Genomic DNA, 16537 nt, shown 5'->3' on the forward strand with positions numbered 1-16537 from the left:
CTTACCGTTTTCCATTTGCGATTTTGATGGCAGCTGGGTGCCGTTTCAGCACCAGCATCGCGGCCACGCCGATACAGGGGCCGGGCACCAGAACCAGAAGGCTCCACTGCCAGCCGCCGAAAAACTCTGCGATCTGCGGCACAAGCCAGATCGTCAGAATGGTGATGGCAAACCCCACCCCCATTTGAAACGCCAGCGCTGAGCCGACCAAAGTCTGATCCGCCAACTCTGTGACCGCCGCTGAAAACTGCGCGCTGTCAGACACCACCGTTGCGCCCCAGAGCATGGCGACCATGGCAAAGACCCACAGCGGCGCATCAAAACTGAACCCAATGGCCAGCGCCGAAGCCCCAGAGACCGCCATCAAGACCGCCGTCACGTTGCAGCGCCCAATGCGGTCAGCCGCCATTCCGGCCAAAAAACTACCCGGCGCGCCAAGGGCGATCACGGCAAAGGTCAATATCGACAGATGCGCGGCAGAAATTTCGCTGGCAAAACCAGCGGTGGCAAACGTCAGGAACCAGCCCCACATGGCGTAAAGCTCCCACATATGGCCAAAGTACCCCAGATTGGCGAGCATGACCGGGCGGTCGCGCAGGATGGCTCCGACCTGTCGCGGGTCAACGCGGGTTTTGGCAAACCCATGTGGGCCGTCATGTAAGATCGTGCCAAAGATCACAGCGGCCAACAGGCTGCACAGGCTTGTCACCAAGACGACAGGTTGCCAATCGACGCTGCCGCCCAGCCCGCGCACCAGATGCGGTAAGGCCGATCCCAACGACAGCGCGCCCACCATGGCCCCCATTGCCAATCCACGCCCTGTCTTGAACCAGGTTGCAATGAATTTCATCGCCGGCGGATACACACTCGACAGTGCGACCCCCGTCAGGAACCGGGCCAGCACAACCCAAGCAAAGGAAGGCGAAAGCAATAGCACCGCATTTGCCAAGGCCGCCGTCAGGGCCGCCGCCGCCATCAACCGCGTCAGAGGCACGACATCAACCAAGGCTAGCAGGCTGGCCGTCAAGGCACCTATGACAAACCCGGCCTGCACCGCATTGGTCAGCCAGCTTGATTGCGCGGCGCTCAGCCCCCAATCGGCCGAGAGGTTTGGAATCACAGCAGTGGCCGAAAACCAAGTGGTCAGCGACAAGATCACGGCAAGCCCCGTCCAGATCAGGGCGTGCCATTTGGTTTTCAATCGCGCGGTCATTTCAATCCGTTAAGCGGCATCGTGTAGGTGGTTGCCGTGCCTTCCACGCAGATATCGCCCGCCCCATCTGTGACCGAGACTTTCAGCGTACAGATCGGCTTGTCTGCACGCATTTCAGCGATTTCCACCCGGCCGGTGATCTTTTCGCCAACGCCAACCGCCTTTCTGAAATTCAGGTTGGTGTTGAGAAACACAGTCCCCGGTCCCGGCAAATCCTCAGCCACGCAGGCATTGAGAATGCCGGTGGTGACTCCGCCTTGCACGATCAGCTTGCCAAAGGCGGTTTTCTTGGCCAGTTCCTCGTCGTAATGCACCGGGTTCCGGTCGCCCGTCATTTCGGTAAAGGCCTGAATATCCGCCAGCGTCGTTGTGCGGCTGCGCTCGGCGGCTTGCCCGACGCTGGGCATCCCGTTCACCACGTTTGTCCAACCATTTTGTGAATTTGTCATGTCATGTCCTTTGCAAGTCTAAAACAGGGGAGCGTGTTTTCACCGATGCGCGTGGGCGCAAAATCGACCGGTGCCCCGACACGCGGAGCCTGGCCATCGGTCAGAATATGGCTCAGCAATGTCGGGCCTTCCCGCAAGCGCACCAGCCCGACGACATAGGGCGCGATGGAGGCCCAACCCGGGTGACCCGGCTTGTGAATTTCCGAATAACTCTTGAGCTGCCCCTGCCCCGAAACCGCAACCCATTCCAGGGCGTCCGCCCAGCAATGCGGGCAAATTGGACGCGGGTAGAAAACATGCGATTGGCAGCTTTGGCAGTGTTGAATTTTCAGAACGCCCTCGGCAGCGCTGTCCCAAAACGGTGTATTCAGTGGCTCAAATATTGGACCGGGAACCTTCAGCTCAGACAGATCGGTCATGCGGCACCTCCAAGGATCAGGGCCACCGCTTCGCTCATCGTGGCCCCATTGCCCGTGACCAATGCGGTGTCACATTTTTTCATTTGCCGCGCGCCGGTTGTGCCCCGGATTTGCCGCACCGCCTCGACCACATGGGTCATCCCACCGGCCAAATCGGGTTGTCCAAAGCCAAGCTGGCCGCCATGGGTATTGATCGGCTTGGCAGCCGTATGCCCCATGCCGCCATTGTCCCGCAGCCATGCGCCGAATTGACCGGGCTGGCACAGGCCCGCGTCTTCGATCGTGGCCGCGACCATGATGGTGTAACAGTCATAGAGGCTGAGGAAATCGACATCCTGAATACCCAATCCTGACTGATCCAGCGCCCGTGCGATGGACGGTTTCAGCGGGCCGGAGGTGAGATTTGGCGCCTGACTAACCGCGCGATGGGTGATCTTTTCACCCGCGCCAAGCAAATGCACCGGACGATGCGGGCCTTGCTTGGCCTTCTCGGCCGTAGTCACGATCACCGCATCCGCCCCGGCCACGGGCATGACAATTTCAAGCAGATGCAACGGAGAGGCCACCAGAGGCGAGGCCAACACATCCTCCACCGAGGCCGGTTTTCCATAGAAGATCGCCATCGGATTGAGCTGCGCGTTGGCCCGCGCCCCCGCCGCAATCTGGGCATAGTCCTCCGGTGTGCAGCCATAGGCGGCCATATGCGCTTGCATCAACAAGGCGTAGGAGGTGTTGGCACCGGATGCACCAAAAGGTGTGTCAAATTCGCGCGCGGGGTTGCGGTTTGCCGCGCGCGGCGGGATCGGGTTGCGGTGATTGCCAATGACACACAACACGGTCTCACATTGCCCGGCGGCAATCGCCGCCGCCGCGCGCCAAATCATGCCATGGCCCGACGCTCCGCCCAGATCCACCACATTGGACATTGTGGGCATCATGCCAAAATATTCGGACACCGCGGCGGGGACGTGCTGTGGTGTCTCGCCGACCTGCGGACCGACCAGCAATCCGTCCACCTGATCTGCGGTCAGCCCGGCATCGGCAATCGCCTCGGCCGAGACCCGCATCAACATATCCATAGTGGCGACATTCTCTGTGCGCCGCTGAGGTTTTAATTCACCAATTCCGCTGATCGCGGCTCGGGGGGTCAAATGTCTCATAGGGCTGTGTCCCGTGACAGGCTTGCATATTCAGACAGGCAATCCGGGTTCGCGATCGAGCCGAGGTTCTTGACCTGCCCGCCATTGATCATGGTGCGCGCCGCGCCTTCGACCCGTTTGCCATTGATGGTGTAGGGGATCTGTTTCACCACATGCACCCGCGCAGGCACATGCCGGGGGGAGGCTTCGCTGCGTATTTTCTGCCGCAGCCGTTTGACCAGCGTATCTGTCAGCTCCGTCCCCTCAGACAACGCCAGCGCCAGAACCACCTCTTCGTCGCCGTCATGATTGGCACCAAAAACCAGATAGTCATCAAACTCTTCATATTGTTCGCAAACCGCGTAGATTTCCGAAATGCCGATGCGCACGCCCCCCGGTTTCAGCGTGTTGTCAGACCGCCCATGCACAACGCCGCCGCCCGTGGCCGTCATCTCTGCCACATCTCCGTGGGTCCAGATTTCAGGCCGGTCTGCGAAATAGGTGTCGTGATAGCGCTGATCGCCGCCCTCGCCCCAGAAGGTCAGCGGCATGGAGGGGAAAGGTTCGGTGCAGACCAATTCTCCGCGTTGTCCGATCACCGGGGCTCCGCGTTCATCCAGCACGGACACCGCGTGACCAAGGGCGGGAACCGTCAGCTCCCCCCGGCGCACCGGGTGCAGCGGCGATCCGATAAGAAATGAGCCGAGAACTTCCGTGCCCCCTGAGATCGAAGCAAACATCATATCCTGTTTGATATGTTCATAGACCCAAGAGAATTGATGCGGCAGACATGGGGCCCCGCAGACATAAAGGCCGCGCAGTGCGCTGAGGTCATGTCGCGCGCCGGGCGCATACCCTTCGGCGGCGAGGGTCGCCAGATATTTGGGACTTGTGCCAAAATGGGTGACACCCGCCCGTTCGGCCAGATCCCAAAGCGGGGTGCAGTCAAGACCGTCGGCGCCCTTCAGGATCGGTGCGCCGTCATAAAGCACAATCGCCGCGCCGGTGCCCAAGGCCGAAATCAGCCAGTGGTACATCATCCAGGCTGTGTTGGTATACCAGGTGACGCGGTCATTGGGGCCGACATCACCGTGGAGCACATGTTCTTTGAGGTGCTGCAGCAACACGCCGCCCACCCGATGCACAATGGCTTTGGGCGCGCCGGTCGTGCCCGAGGTGTAAAGCACATAGGCCGGATGATGAAAGCCGACGGTTTCAAACTTCAGCGGCCTGTCTTCGCCAAACTCGGATTGCAGCACCGCCCCCTTGAGGTCGAGCCGGTGGTTGGTGATCACTTTGGTGATGCTCGGGACCTGCGCGCTGATCTCGATGATCCGATCTGAAATATCGTGGGTTTTGCCGCCATAGTCATAAGACACATCCGCAAAGAGCAGTTTGGGCTGAACCTGCCCAATCCGGTCCACAATGGCCGCAACGCCGAAATCTGGCGAACAAGACGTCCAGACCCCGCCCACCGCCAAGGTCGCAAGCGTCGCCACCAAGGCATTCACGTTGTTGCCTTGCACACCAGCCACGCGATCGCCGGGCTTGATGCCAGCCTTGCGCAGGCCGTTGGCCACGCGGGCAACCTGGGCGCGCAGCTCGCCGCGGGTGATTTCGCGGTACGCCCCGGTTTCGCTGGCCTCGCAGACCGCAATGCTGGTGTCACCACCGCGCATCAACAGGTTTTCCGCCAGGTTCAGCGTCGCCTCGGGGAAAAACCGCGATCCGGTCATGGGTTTGGCTTCATCCCGCACAAAACGGGTCGCGCCCTGATCGCCGTAGACATCGCAATAATCCCAGACCGCAGCCCAGAACCCGCCCAGGTCGCTGACCGACCAGCGGTGCAGGCTGTCGTAATCCGTCAGCGCAAAACCGTTCTGAGAGGCGAATTTTGACAGCGCCGATTTGGTTGCGGTGGCGGCGGAAGGTTTCCACAGGATTTCAGAAGAGGAATTTGACATTGGGCACTCCTATGTCGAGGGGCCCAAAAGGGCAGAGGCATAGGTGGACATTTGGTTTTGTAATTGCTCCAGCCCATCTGGGAGAGCGTCAGGACCTGCGAGGCGGAACAAAAGCCCCGTGGTGGCTGACGGCGAAACCATGTCGACCAGATCGGAATCCAGCTGGCTGGCCGGATCACTGCCGTTCAAGCGTGCAAAGCGCACTGCCATGGCGTTTTGTTTCAATGTCGCTGTGCGGTGCTGTTCCTGCAGCCCCCGCGCGACGCCCTGTTTTAGGGTTTCGGCGGTCGGTGGCTCAATGGCGCCGGACCACGCATAGGCCAGATACCGCGCCTGCTGCTCAATCGGGCAGAAATAGGACCCCAGCTGACACCAAAGCCCGATGAACCCCAAGCCGGGCAGATCCGGATGGAAGGTGAATTCATGCAGATCCATGCCCAGCGCATCCTGTTTTAAGGTTGCGGCGATCTCATCGGAGAGGAACGGCAGGTTCAGATCAAACCCGGTGCCAAAGATCAGCGCATCCACATCGGCCTCTGCGCCGTCCTCGAACCGAACATGAGTGCCCTCAATATCCTGAAACCATCCCACCGGATGAATGCGTCCCTCGGCCACAAGGTTGAGGTAATGGGGCGAAGCGGTGAAACCGGCTTTGGTCACGTCTGGGTGCGGTGCCGGCGCGCCGTAATGCGCCGGGTTCCCGGCCAGTTTCAGAACAAATTCTTGTTGCGCTTCTTTTTGGGCTTCGGGGCTGGCGGTCTCAGCGGCCAGCGCGGCCTGATAGGTATGCGAGAAATATTCAAATGGCGTACCTGCCACCATCTTTGGCACAACATAGCGTTGCCGACGTTGCGCGAGGTAGACGGTTTTTGCCCCCAGCATCGCGAGGTCCGAGGCGATTTCCAGTGCCGAAATTGACCCGCCCGCCACAACAACACGTTTGCCACGATAAAGATCTGGGTCGTCGTAGTTGAACGTATGCACAATCCCCATGTCGCCGGAAAACTGCTCTTGTCCGGGCACCGGCGGGATGACCGGCGCGTTAAACCGCCCCGTGGCCACAACGACGCGGGCAAATTCATGCGTTTCTTGCACGCCGCCCGAGCGCGTGACCAATGTATAGCCGCCAGCGGAAGATTTCAGTTCCACCACCTCGGTGGAGAAGCGAATGGCCTCTGTCAGGCCGAACCTCTCGGCAAAAGTCGTCAGATAGGTCAGCACCTGTTTGTTGTGGGGAAACAGGGGGGTCCCCTCAGGGTAGGCCAGATCTGAAAACCGTGTTGCGCCGCTAAAGGTGTTGGTGCGCATGTCGGGCCAGACACCGCTGTTAGGGTTTGTGTTGTTCCACTGCCCCCCCAAACCCGAATGGCTTTCAAAAAGCACCGGGTCAAACCCATGCTGTTTCAGCCAGCGGGCCGCAGCAAGCCCACCGGGGCCCGCGCCAATAATTGCAACGCTTGTCGAACTCATCGATCTCTCCTCTTTCGGTGGGCAGCGGCGGCTTAGTATCCGGAAATATCGCCGGTTTCGGCCGCGTCAGGTCCGCTGTAGCGGCGCGCGGCCTTACGCATGGCATTCATGTAAAGGGCGACATCAACGTCGGTTGCGATGAAATCGACACCCAAGTCTATGTATTGCTGAATGTAGTCATCATCGGTTTCGATGATGCCTGCCGCGCGACCGGCGGCCTTGATCCGGGTCAGCGCGTCTTTGACAATGGCCTTGAATTCCGGATGCTTTGGGGTCTCTGCATAGCCAAGGTTGGCCGACAGGTCCCCGGGCCCAATGAACACCCCATCAATGCCCTCAACCGCCAAAATGTCATCCAGCGCATCCAGTCCGGCGCGGCTTTCGACCTGAAGCATCACGCAGACCTGATCGTCGGCGGTCTGCTGATAGTCAGCGATCATCGAAAACTTTGAGGCGCGCGCCATCCCTGCCCCGACGCCCCGGATCCCATGCGGTGGATAGCGCATGGCTTTGGCCATGGCCTCGGCCTGTTCTTTTGATTCAATCATCGGGATCAGCAAATTCTGGGCCCCAAAATCCAGCGCCTGTTTCACCAGATGGGTCTGATCCACCGGAAGCCGCAGCAAGGGTTGCGAGGGGCTGCCTTCCAAGGCCTTAAGTTGGCCAAGCATCGATTTCATATCAACGGGGGCATGTTCGCCATCGATGACCAGCACATCAAACCCACAGAGCGCCGCCATTTCCGCCACATAGGGCTCTGCCATTCCCAGCCAACAGCCGAATTGAATTTGTCCTGAATTGAGACGTTTCTTAAATCGGTTTTCTGGGGCTGACATATGATGTTCCACGATTTCTTTCGCACGGGGCCGGTTCAATTTCCCCAAGGCTATCGTGGTCAAAACCGAAAAGTCATAGGCCGGTTTGCTGGTAGATATGTGAATTCTGCTATAGCCAGAGAAGCCAAAGAAAAAAGGCCGCCAAACCAAGTTCAGCGACCTTTTTCCGGGAGCAACACAATTTTGTTCGCAGGGTGTATCGCACCTGCCTATGTCGGTGTTTCGCTGGAATCCCCCCCCTTCGAAACACGCTTGTATGTCGACATGGCCATGCTGATCAGAACGACAATTGTGACGACCCCAAACAGTAACGCCAGCGGGTACTCCCAGATGCTGCGGCCGCGGGTGATGATGATCGATTGGCGCACTGCCAACTCAAGCTGCGGACCGATGATGAACCCAATGATGAAGGTCACGAACGAAAAGTCGAAGCGCTTGAGAAAATAGCCAATGATGCCAAAGGCCACCATGACGAAGACACCGAACACACCACCACCCTGCAGATAGGCCCCGACGACGCTAAAGAAGATGACGCCGGAAAAGAGGTAAGTGAAGGGGATGGAAATCACCCGGGCGAAGAAGCGCATGCCGACCCAGCCGATGACCAGCATCAATACTGACGCGAGCAGCATGGAGCCGAAGAGACCAAGCATGAAATCAGGATTCTCGCGCATCATCAGCGGGCCGGGAATAATCCCATGCATGGTGAAGCCAGCGGCCAGGATCGCGGCAATCACACTGCCGGGAATGCCCAGCGCAAAAAGCGTAATCAAACTGGCGGGAATGACCGCGTTATCAGCACTTTCTGCCGCAGCAACGCCTTGGATGTTGCCGCGCCCAAAGCTGTCAGGGTCCTTGGACAATTTGCGCGTTGCCCCGTAAGAGGCAAAGGAGGCAATGGCGGCACCCAATCCGGGTAGCAAGCCGATACCTGCGCCGATCAATGTGCCGCGCGCGACCGTTGGGGCGATCGTCTTGATGTCTGAGCGGGTCAGATTGCTTTGCTCGCCCTTTTCAAAGGTCAGGGTCGGCGCTGTTCCGTCGCTGTTTTTCTTCTCCTCCAGTTGCAGCACCATCTCAGCCACCGCAACAATGCCAATCGCAATCGCAATCAACGGCAGCCCGTCATACACAAGTAGGGAGCCAAAGGTCATCCGCGGCGTCCCGGTTTCAACCTCAAGCCCGACCGAGGCCAGCGTGATCCCGATCATGCCTGAGATCAGGCCTTTGGACAGCGATTTTCCGGAAAGCGCAGCGATGAAGGTCATCGCAAAAATCAAAATCGCGGTCAGTTCAACCTTACCGATCTGCACCGCAATCGAGGCCAGGGGGGCGGTGAGAAAGATCAGCAGCCAGGTTGAGCAGAAGTCACCAAAGGTCGAGGCCAGCAAGGCCACTTTCATGGCTTTCATACCCTGCCCGCGTTTGGACAACGGATAGCCATCCATCGCTGTTGGCACGGAGGACGGCTCGCCCGGGGTGTTGATCAAAATGGCAGACACGGCGTTGCCTGCTGTGGAGCCCTTGGCGATGCCAACCAGAAAGCCAATCGCACTGACTGGGTTCATGGCATAGGTCAACGGGATGGCAATCGCGGCGGCTGTCACCTTGCCAAGGCCCGGGATGGCGCCCACCACGTACCCAAGAAAGATACCGGCGGCCACAAAGAACACATTCGACAGGGTTAAAGACTGCGAGAGGACGCTGTTTAAGATATCCATGGGTATCGCCCGATTATTTGACGTAAAGCCCAGCGAGATCGAGCAGGAACCAAGTGGCCCCTGTTAGACCCAACGCAAAGCCGATAACGATCAAAGGGTTACGCTGCCCCGAGAGCAGCAAGGAAACCGCGACCATGATCCCGGCGGGGATCCAGAAGCCAACCCATTGCATGGCCAGAGCCGCAATCGCTGGCACCGCCACCACCATGGCCAAGGTGCGATAGCTGTCGGCGCTTACCAGAACCTCAGCGCGTCGAAAGCGAAAGGTCGTCGCTAGTTTGTAGATCGACAGCACAAAGATCAGAATGGCACAGGCCTGCGGGATCAAACGCGGCGATACTGTCGCCCAGTCCGGATCGTCAATTTGCCAAGGAATGATGACAAAATAGAAAATCACGGAAGCGATCGCGAGGAGAATAAAGAATATTTGTTCGTCGCGGTGCATCGGGGTCTCCGGGGTTGGCAAGAATGAGAGGCGCAGATGAATGATACCTGCGCCTCAGGCTTGGTTAGTTCGCAAGCAGGTTGCGTGCGCCTTCCGCTTGGGCCACCAATTTCTTGGTCGCTTCCTCGGCGCTGCGATAGACGATGGGGTATTGGATCGTGTCCATGACCTCTTTGTGCCGATCGCTTGCAGCAGCTTTCATGATCGCCTCTTCAAGCTTGGCAACCACGTCAGCAGGCAGGCCCGCCGGACCCGACAACACAAGGTTGTTTTCCAGCGAAACACCGTAAAGTTCCTGTGAGGAAGGCAGACCTGGCGTCGCCATCAGATCCCCTTCGCCCAGCAGGTTCAGCAACACGACCAGTTCACCGCTTTCAACAAAGGGGGTGTGGATACCGCCGCTGATCGAAACATCTGCGTCCCCGGCAATCAGCGTGGGTGCCATGGTGGCCCCGCCCTGTCCCGGAATGATCGAGATATCAAGGCCCTCTGCCGCTGCGATGGTATTCATGATCGCGACGGTCACTTGACCCAGCGCATACCAGCGGCTGCCCGGGTTGGCCTTGGCATGGGCCAGGAATTCATCCCAGGTCTTGTAGGGGGCATTTGACGAAGCCACCAGCGCCCCTTGGAATTGGCCTGTTGTGCCGAGGATGGTCAGATCTTCGGGCCCATAAGGCAGGCCTTGCAGAATGGGGTTCTCGATCATCGAAACCGAGGCAGAGGCCGCAATTGTATAACCGTCCGGATCAGCTGGCAGCACAAGGCTTTGCAAACCGACGGTGCCGCCCGCGCCTTTGCGGTTCACCACCTGCACAGGCTGGCCCAGCACTTCTTCCATGACCGGTGCCAGAGCGCGGGCCTGTGTGTCAACACCACCACCGGGTGCAGTTGGCACCACCAGCGTAATGGGGCGATCCGGGTAATCCCCGGCAATGGCTGTTGCAGTCATCACGCCAAGCGCCGCTGCCGCTGCCAGAGTTGTCTTAAGAGTTCCAAAAAGGCTCATGTTTTCCTCCCAGAGAATGGTCGTCGTTTCCGTCAGCATCCATTGCGTCATCTTATGCATCGCCGCGCGCCGACTTCCTGACAGAGGATCGGTCATTAAACCTGCGCGATCTACCAGCATTGCTGTCTACAGCTATATAGAAAGTGATATACTCCTCATTACCCGCGCGACAGCGCCCCGATATTTGTGTTATACCACGCTGAATTTATTGAACTTTACACGGAACCGAGGCCTCTGGATATGGACATTCGAAACCTGCGTCTGTTTATGAAAATTGCCGAATTGGGCAGTATTTCCAGTGCGGCACAGGCTTTGGGTATGGCGCAGCCAGTGCTGTCGCGGCATTTACGTGCGCTCGAAACCGAAGTGGGCACAAAACTCTTTGACCGCCATTCCAAAGGCGTGACGCCCAATGCCAACGGTCAAAAACTGCTGGAGGCTGCGCAGTCCATCGATGCCAACTATAAAAGTGCCCTGCGCAGCCTGACCGATGCCCTGGGGGCCACCAAGGGAACCGCCCGCATCGGCGCAACGCCCTCCTGGCTGCATCGCCTGGTGCCCACCGCAATTGCGCGGGTGTCCGCCACACACCCCGCTGCGCGTATCTCTGTCACGTCGGCCCCGGCTGAAACGCTGCTGAACAAACTGCTCAAGGGGCAAATTGACTTTGCGCTTGGGCCTATTGAAATCAAATCAGACTATGCGGGGCTTTTGGATGTTGAGCCGATGTGGGAAACAGAATTCACCGTTTTTGCCGCCGCAGACCACCCGGCGGTGCACGGCGGCGAAAAGCCCCTCAGCGAATTGGCCGCAATGGAATGGGCGCTGCCGCGCCACACTTATGCGCGCCGAAAATTTGACACTGTCTTTGCGGCCAAGACCGGGGTCAGCCCCACGCCCCGGATCGAAGTCGACAATCCCGGCATGGTTCTGGATGTGGTCTCCGAAAGCCGCTTGCTGTCATTTGGGGCAATGCCGCCGTCCACCGAGGACACGCACGCCCATTTGCGCAGAGTCCGCTGCGCGGATTTGAACTTTACGGTCCAGATGGGCTGCCTCACCCTGCGAAAGGCCATGCTGACGCCACTGTGCAACCTGTTCTTAAAGGAATTGCGCGCGACCTGTCTGGACCATGAATACGACGCCAAAACTGGGGGAGCGGCATGAACCTCAACCACCTGAGCCTGTTTCTGAAAGTTGTGGAGCGCGGCAATATCTCGGCGGCGGCCAAGGAACTGGATATGAACCAGCCTGCGCTGTCCCGGTTTATCAGCCGGCTGGAAGACGAATTGGGGGCACCGCTTTTTGAACGTCACCCCCGAGGGGTGGAGCCCAACGCCTTTGGCAAAATCCTCCTGCATTACGCGCAGTCGATCGACGCCAACCTGCGCAGCGCGCTGCGGCATATCGAGACATCCGGCCAAGACGAAATCCAGATCGGGGCTGGCTATGTCTGGCTGCACGGCCCCTTGTCAAAAGCCTTGGTCAAGCTGCATGCCCAGTTTCCCAACACCAATATCAGCGTGATCGCAGGCATGCCCTATCACCTGCATGGGCAACTGGCCCGGGGCGAACTGGATATGGTTCTCGGCCCAACGACATTGGCAGATGTCTATTCTGAAACCCTGACGCCCAAACGCCTGATGCAACTTGATCTGGCGGTTTTGGTGCGACGCGGGCACCCCTGGGATGATGGGCGCATTTGCCAGACCGCGGATCTGGCCGAATTGCGCTGGGTGCTGCCAGAGGGCACGTTGATCCGAAACCATTTCAACCAGATGTTTGACGCCCATGGCATCGTGGCCCCCAAGCCGCATGTCAGTGTGAATGATTTTTCCTGCGCCTTGCAGATCGTCGCGCAAAGTGACCTCGCCATCATGGCCTCAACGGCGGATTTTCAAAGCAATTTGACAGAAAAGCTGGCTTCGATCAGCTGCCCTGAGATTGAGATGTTGCGCTATTCAGGCGTCACGCTGCGCAAAAACGAAACGCCCCATCCGGTCTGCGCGGCCCTTCTGGAAGAGTTGCAGCAGATCATCGCTGATCCTGCCTCGCCCTGGGCCCCGCCCGAAACGCCAAACTAGCGATAGCTGGCTTTCTCACCCGGCGGCGGTGTCGCGCCAAAGGCCCCTTTGTTGCGAATGGCCTGCCGTCCGCCATTGACCAAAATTCTGGCCTGCTGATCCGTGCGGGCAATTGTATCAATGGCCTCGGGGTCCAGCATGTCCCGCAGGATCGCCTCATAGGCGGCGCAGATCCCCTGATAGTCCGGATCATCCGCCAGATCGACACGTTCCTCTGGATCGGCCACCAGATCAAAAAGCTGATTGGGCAGACCGACATAATAGACAAATTTATAGCGCCCCTTGCGGATCATATAGATCGCAGAGTTGGCCGCCGCCGCGTGATATTCTGAAAACGCCACGCGATCCGGGTCAGGCGCATCTATCACATCAAAGAGGGAGCGTCCGGGCATCGCAGCTTCGTCTTCATAAAGCGGCGCATCCACCGAACTCAGGATGGTCTGATAGAGATCCACATGGGTCACAGGCGTCGGTTCGACCCGGCCCGCCGGAATGTCCGGCCCCGCCATGATCAGCGGCACACCCACGGAGTGGTCGTACATATTGTATTTGCCCCAGAGGCCATGTTTGCCATCCGCCTCGCCATGGTCACTGGAATAGATGATCCGCGTGTCCTCAAGCAGCCCGGTTTCCTCAAGCGCTTTCAGGATTAAGCCGATGTTATGGTCCAGGAAACTTGTGAGCCCATAATAGGCCGCCATGGAGCGGCGCACGACATCTTCGGAAAACGGCTCAGCGCAGCCTTGGAAAGTGCGATGGGTCTGAAAGGCCGGGTGCTCTGGCCAGTCGCCCGGCGTCGAAAGATATGGCAAGTCCAGGTCTTCAGGCGGATAGAGCGCATAGAACTCTTCTGGGCATTGCAGGGGCGGATGCGGACATACCAAAGACAACATACCCACCCAGGGTTTCTCGCTCGGGTTGGCGGCCTTCTCATGGATCCACTTGATCGCCTCTTCGGTGATCCGGCGGTCATATTTGGTATAGCTTGATTCACCTGGCCCCGCCTCAAGGTGATATTCGCGGTATTTCTTGAGCTCCGCGGTATCGTCGCGCAGCAAGCCCAGCAGCGCCCCGCCGCCTTCAGCAATGTGCATCGGGACAACCTGGCGATCAAACCCGGTCGGGTCCGCCTCAGAGCGAAAATGCAATTTTCCCACAGATTCAACACTATACCCTTCGCGTGCCAATCGGTGCCCCCAAGACGGAACCGACCCTTCATACCCGCGGCTGTTGTCCCAATAGCCGGTCTGATGCACGTAGCGGCCGGTGGCAATGGCTGCGCGCGCCGGCACGCAGATCGGCGAGTTGCAATAGGCCGCAGAGAACCGGGTGCCCCGCGCGGCCAGCCGATCAAGGTTTGGTGTCTGAACAACGGAGTTTCCGTAGCAACCCAATGCCGTCGGGGAATGTTGATCCGACAGTAGAAAAATTGTGTTCTGTGGTTGCATACAAAACCCCGGTCTTCGCAAAAACTGTCCCACCATCCTGATGGAATGCCCTCGGCTATCAACGCATTTGATTGTCTGCCGGTATTCAGAATCCGATATATCCCCTTTCCAGCGACATATACCCGTTTCAGCATGGCATTGAACGCAGCGCGCGCTAGCCGGGCGGCAGCGGGCTGCATAGGCTGGTCAAAAGCCAGATAGAGGTATGTCCGTGACCCCCCCATTGCTTGCCCGAGTTGAGGTTTTCCATTTCCGGCACCAGCTGTCGCGCGCCATTCCCAGCACAATGGGCGATGTGACCAGCCGCCCCTGCATTTTGGTGCGGCTCGAAGATACCGAAGGGGCCTTTGGATGGGGCGAAATCTGGTGCAACTTTCCGCCTGACGGCGATCTGCATCGGGTGCGCCTGGCGCAGAATGTGCTGCCGGCCGCCCTAGCAGGCCTCAGCAGTGATCTCACGCAATCGCCCTTTAGGCGCATTGCACAGCGGCTCCACCGCATTGCTCTGCAGGCCGGTGAAATCGGTCCTGTGGTGCAGATCGCGGCGGGGCTTGATATCGCCATTCACGATTTGGCATCGCGCCGGTCAAACCAAAGCCTTGCGCGGTTTATGGGGGCAGAAAAGACCTCGGTTCTGGCCTATGCCAGCGGCATTTCACCGGATGCCTACGAAGGGCAGATCGCGCGCATGCGCGCCCTTGGCTATGATCATTTCAAACAGCGCGTCGGCTTTGGCGCAGACGACAGCCTGGGTCAGGCAGAGGCCGCGGCGGCGGGCCTTGGGGCGGACGAACGCATCATGTTTGACGCCAACCAGGCCTGGGATCTGCCAACAGCGATAAAACAGGCCGCAAGATTGGGGCGGCTCTCGCCGCTCTTTTTGGAAGAGCCGATGCCCGCCGATACCCCCGTGGCAGATTGGGTTGCGCTCGCGCAGGCCTGCACATTGGATATCGCCGCCGGTGAAAACATGCGCACGCAGCCCGAGTTTGACAATTTCCTGGCGTCAGGGGCCCTTAGTGTGTTTCAGCCGGATGTCTGCAAATGGGGGGGAATGTCAGCCTGTTTGGCGCTGGCCAAACAGGTGCTCGCGCAGGATCGCAGCTATTTTCCGCATTATCTGGGGGGCGGCGTTGGCCTGATGGCGTCAGCCCATCTGCTTGCCGCCGCAGGAGGCAGCGGACGGCTGGAAGTGGACAGTTCCGAAAACCCCCTGATGACGCATTTCACCCCTGCAGGCCTCGGGCTTGTAGACGGGCGGTTCCATCTGCCTGATGCCGCTGGCCTCGGCTTTACGCCCGACACCGCCGGTGCCGCCGATAGCCTGATGTCACGCAGCGAAATTTTGGTAAATCACGCCTAGCGCATAACCTCAGCCGCGCGCGCAAAACGCCTGAAACTAAGGGCTTGCGCGGCGATAACAAAGGGGGGTGCGGGACGCTTGTAAAATGGTGCCCGGAGACGGCACTGAACCACCGTCAGGAGGATTTTCAAGATTTCTGTGCAACCTTGACCAATACGTTCCAACCTGATCCGTTTTTGCAGTATTTCCATTTACTTAGCACTCGCAGATGCGTTCCTTCTGTGGCACGTTAATCCGTTCAAGCCCACACAATTTGGCACCCATTTGGCAGCCACATAGAGACTGACGCCTAAGTTGTTAACCAAACAGTTAGGCACGCAATAGTTTGATCATCCACGATTTCACGGGAAACCGGACCTCCGAATGATGCCACCAAAAATACATAATATCTTGCTCGAAGGAGCAGTTAATCTTTCAATCAATGCGGTTTTACCATTTTTTTTCAATATGCTATCCCAATTGATGCCTGACATCTTTCGAAATAGTATTGCAGCCATATTTATCGTCATGGTCATAATGGCCCTAAACTCTTTCCGCCTGCGTAACGGACGATGGCCGCTTGCAATATACGCCACCACGATCTTGTGTAATTTGAGCGTATTCGTCCTCTTTGGAATGCTAACTTATGTAAGTTTTCTGCTCGTACTGCTGAGATAGACTCTCAAGGGCTGTATGGTTCAGCGGTGCACCTGCATCCATAGTCGTCACCCGGGTGACCCGTGGCGGGTGGGTCATTCCATTCGAAAACGCGGCCGTCGTTTTCCGCATGACTGGGTCTGACGCGGCTATCGCGTCGTGTGCGCCCATACATCCTCGATGCGATACCAAGGACTCCAGAAAAACGGCGGTGCCCAGGTAATCCCCCCATTTTTAGAGGGGCGTATCAGTAGAATTTAAGCTGCTGTCAGTTTCTGTATCGGGGTCATCCCGCCGATGCCCATGTTTGGTCTTTCGTTGTTGTAAGTCCAGAGCCATTT

15 protein-coding genes are annotated in these 16537 nt (G+C 58.3%); 3 read left to right on the forward strand and 12 right to left on the reverse strand.

Features of this window, described 5'->3' with window-relative positions:
* Position 1: 1 nt before the first annotated feature.
* The 10 genes from N6L24_RS11520 to N6L24_RS11565 all read right to left on the reverse strand — a co-directional run bounded on the left by N6L24_RS11520 (position 2) and on the right by N6L24_RS11565 (position 10665).
* Positions 2-1213, reverse strand: coding sequence for an MFS transporter (locus N6L24_RS11520; RefSeq protein WP_271844824.1), 1212 nt, complete (start codon positions 1211-1213; stop codon positions 2-4).
* Entirely contained in the window at positions 1210-1662 is a 453-nt protein-coding gene (locus tag N6L24_RS11525) for a MaoC family dehydratase (protein ID WP_271844825.1), read from the reverse strand. The genes N6L24_RS11520 and N6L24_RS11525 overlap by 4 nt, the downstream gene beginning before the upstream one ends.
* Entirely contained in the window at positions 1659-2081 is a 423-nt protein-coding gene (locus N6L24_RS11530; protein WP_271844826.1) for a Zn-ribbon domain-containing OB-fold protein, read from the reverse strand. Before N6L24_RS11530 ends, N6L24_RS11525 begins: the two co-directional genes overlap by 4 nt.
* Positions 2078-3160 carry a thiolase family protein gene (locus N6L24_RS11535; RefSeq protein ID WP_271844827.1) on the reverse strand — a complete coding sequence of 361 codons (1083 nt, stop codon included), beginning with the start codon at positions 3158-3160 and terminating at the stop codon, positions 2078-2080. Before N6L24_RS11535 ends, N6L24_RS11530 begins: the two co-directional genes overlap by 4 nt.
* 77 nt (positions 3161-3237) lie before the next feature.
* Positions 3238-5184 carry an acetoacetate--CoA ligase gene (locus N6L24_RS11540; RefSeq protein WP_271844828.1) on the reverse strand — a complete coding sequence of 649 codons (1947 nt, stop codon included), beginning with the start codon at positions 5182-5184 and terminating at the stop codon, positions 3238-3240.
* Positions 5185-5193: 9 nt separating this feature from the next.
* Entirely contained in the window at positions 5194-6654 is a 1461-nt protein-coding gene (locus N6L24_RS11545) for a flavin-containing monooxygenase (protein WP_271844829.1), read from the reverse strand.
* Between the two features lie 32 nt (positions 6655-6686).
* Positions 6687-7490 (reverse strand): HpcH/HpaI aldolase/citrate lyase family protein, encoded by an 804-nt coding sequence (locus N6L24_RS11550; protein ID WP_271844830.1) that lies wholly within the window; start codon positions 7488-7490, stop codon positions 6687-6689.
* A 209-nt stretch (positions 7491-7699) separates the two neighbouring features.
* Positions 7700-9211, reverse strand: coding sequence for a tripartite tricarboxylate transporter permease (locus N6L24_RS11555; RefSeq protein ID WP_271844831.1), 1512 nt, complete (start codon positions 9209-9211; stop codon positions 7700-7702).
* Positions 9212-9224: 13 nt separating this feature from the next.
* Entirely contained in the window at positions 9225-9656 is a 432-nt protein-coding gene (locus N6L24_RS11560; protein ID WP_271844832.1) for a tripartite tricarboxylate transporter TctB family protein, read from the reverse strand.
* A 64-nt stretch (positions 9657-9720) separates the two neighbouring features.
* Positions 9721-10665 carry a tripartite tricarboxylate transporter substrate binding protein gene (locus N6L24_RS11565; protein ID WP_271844833.1) on the reverse strand — a complete coding sequence of 315 codons (945 nt, stop codon included), beginning with the start codon at positions 10663-10665 and terminating at the stop codon, positions 9721-9723.
* 240 nt (positions 10666-10905) lie between these two features.
* On the opposite strand from N6L24_RS11565, the gene N6L24_RS11570 reads away from it, so the two are divergent.
* Positions 10906-11832 (forward strand): LysR family transcriptional regulator, encoded by a 927-nt coding sequence (locus N6L24_RS11570; protein WP_271844834.1) that lies wholly within the window; start codon positions 10906-10908, stop codon positions 11830-11832.
* Complete coding sequence (locus N6L24_RS11575; RefSeq protein ID WP_271844835.1) at positions 11829-12749, forward strand: LysR family transcriptional regulator; 921 nt, start codon at positions 11829-11831, stop codon at positions 12747-12749. Before N6L24_RS11570 ends, N6L24_RS11575 begins: the two co-directional genes overlap by 4 nt.
* On the opposite strand, the gene N6L24_RS11580 is transcribed toward N6L24_RS11575, so the two are convergent.
* Positions 12746-14197 carry a sulfatase-like hydrolase/transferase gene (locus N6L24_RS11580; protein WP_271844836.1) on the reverse strand — a complete coding sequence of 484 codons (1452 nt, stop codon included), beginning with the start codon at positions 14195-14197 and terminating at the stop codon, positions 12746-12748. The genes N6L24_RS11575 and N6L24_RS11580 overlap by 4 nt on opposite strands.
* A gap of 205 nt (positions 14198-14402) precedes the next feature.
* On the opposite strand from N6L24_RS11580, the gene N6L24_RS11585 reads away from it, so the two are divergent.
* Positions 14403-15560 (forward strand): mandelate racemase/muconate lactonizing enzyme family protein, encoded by a 1158-nt coding sequence (locus N6L24_RS11585; RefSeq protein ID WP_271844837.1) that lies wholly within the window; start codon positions 14403-14405, stop codon positions 15558-15560.
* Positions 15561-16221: 661 nt separating this feature from the next.
* Here N6L24_RS11585 and N6L24_RS15585 read toward each other — a convergent pair.
* The gene (locus N6L24_RS15585) at positions 16222-16428 is read right to left on the reverse strand and encodes a phage minor head protein (protein ID WP_442872598.1); all 207 of its coding nucleotides are present in this window, start codon (positions 16426-16428) and stop codon (positions 16222-16224) included.
* Positions 16429-16537 lie beyond the last annotated feature (109 nt).

It is taken from the genome of Cognatishimia sp. SS12 (assembly GCF_028369055.1).
Classification (GTDB): domain Bacteria; phylum Pseudomonadota; class Alphaproteobacteria; order Rhodobacterales; family Rhodobacteraceae; genus Cognatishimia.